General features: G+C 61.4%; 1 protein-coding gene. It reads left to right on the top strand.

What is annotated here, in order from left to right; genetic code table 11:
• The first annotated feature begins 403 nt into the window (after positions 1 to 403).
• Positions 404 to 1,420 carry a C-terminal binding protein gene (locus AC08ON_RS14595; protein ID WP_476608024.1) on the top strand — a complete coding sequence of 339 codons (1,017 nt, stop codon included), beginning with the start codon at positions 404 to 406 and terminating at the stop codon, positions 1,418 to 1,420.
• Positions 1,421 to 1,577 lie beyond the last annotated feature (157 nt).

The raw sequence follows: 1,577 nt of genomic DNA, 5'->3' as shown, positions 1-1,577 counted from the left end.
CACCTGACCCCAACCACCCCGCCCGGCGCGGCCCACAGCCATGCCCGTGAACCGTCACCCACAGCAAGATCGATAAAGCAGGTGAATGTTTACTCACGCACCTCCGGATCGAGGTGTTGCGACGACCGGTTGAATTCACCCTGGGGTTGACACCCAGTGGTGGCACCTCTTAAGATTAACGCATTGATACGCGCAAAATGTCACACACCTTGCGAGATCTCATGCTAGCGTGGTGACGTAATCCGGAGATTCTCGTTTTCGAATATCGGGATATATTCGATGCTGCGAAAAACAGAATTTCTGCTGACGTGAGACTCGCTGGAACACTGGGTATCCCCGTCCTCGACTGCGACATCATCCCGAGCGAGGCGGACGATGCATGGCACACACGGAATGGAGTCACGTGATCGGCACCAGCGCGGCTACGGGAACCAAGCCCATGTACCGAGTCAATCCGTCCGTCGTCGTTGTCGACGCTCCCGGCGCGGGATACGTCGACACAGTTGAACTGGAACAGCGGATCATCGCGCCAGAGGGTCTGGTTCGTCCATTGATTCTCGCAGACGAAGAGCGTTATCGGCTATACGATCTCGACGCTGAATACATCATTCTCTGGCATCGCGTTTCCTTGGACACAGCCTTCTTCGAGCGAAACAAGACCTGCCGCGCTGTCGTGTGTGCGAGCGTCGGATACGACCATATCGACACCGACGCGGCCCGGGCTAACGGCATTCCGGTGTACCACGTCCCCCATTATGGTACTGAGGAGGTCGCCGATCACACCCTAGCGCTCTTCCTCAACCTGGCACGTCGGCTGCAGAGCCTGCAGGAGCATGTGCGCGAAAGCAAGTGGGACTGGCGTGCGATCGGCGCTGCACGCCGACTGAGGGGAATGGCGTGGGGAGTCGTCGGACTAGGCCGCATCGGGCTCGCGGTGGCGCGACGGGCGACGGCATTCGGCATGCGGGTAGCCTTCCACGACCCGTACAACCACCCCGGCATTGAGAAGGCCCTCAATGTCGAGCGCCGGCATGATCTAGATGAACTGCTCCAGGAATCCGATGCTGTAAGCCTGCATGTGCCCCTTACCCCGGAGACCCGCCATCTGCTCGACGCGGAGCGGTTGCACCGGATGAAGCGAGGATCGATCCTGATCAACACGGCGCGGGGCGCGCTGATCGACATCTCCGCCCTCCGCGACGCCCTTGCCGAGGAGCGGCCGGGCTGCGTCGGCCTGGACGTGGTTGAGGGAGAGCCGGAGATTCCTCAATGGCTGCGCAGCCACGGACAGGCATTGCTCAGTCCGCACGCGGCCTTTTACTCGGTGGAGTCTATGTCCGAACTGCGGGCACGGGCCGCGGAAGCAGTACGCCAGATGATCATCGGTGTTCGGGTCACCTCCGCACTTGCCGTGGCCTGACCGCGCCGCCCCCCTCAACCCATATCCAGAGGAGAGCAGGATGTCCAGCGACGCCATTGAGCCATTCTCGGTAACGGCCAGCTACCTTCTGCCATGGTTGCGGGTCGTGCTGGATGAGGGCGGTCGTGGGGCAGTGGAAGGCGAAACGCGGGGCCTC

This window comes from Frankia sp. CoWAU3 (genome assembly GCF_977971855.1).
Note: the sequence above shows the minus strand (reverse complement) of the source record. Positions and strands in the feature narration are given on the sequence as shown.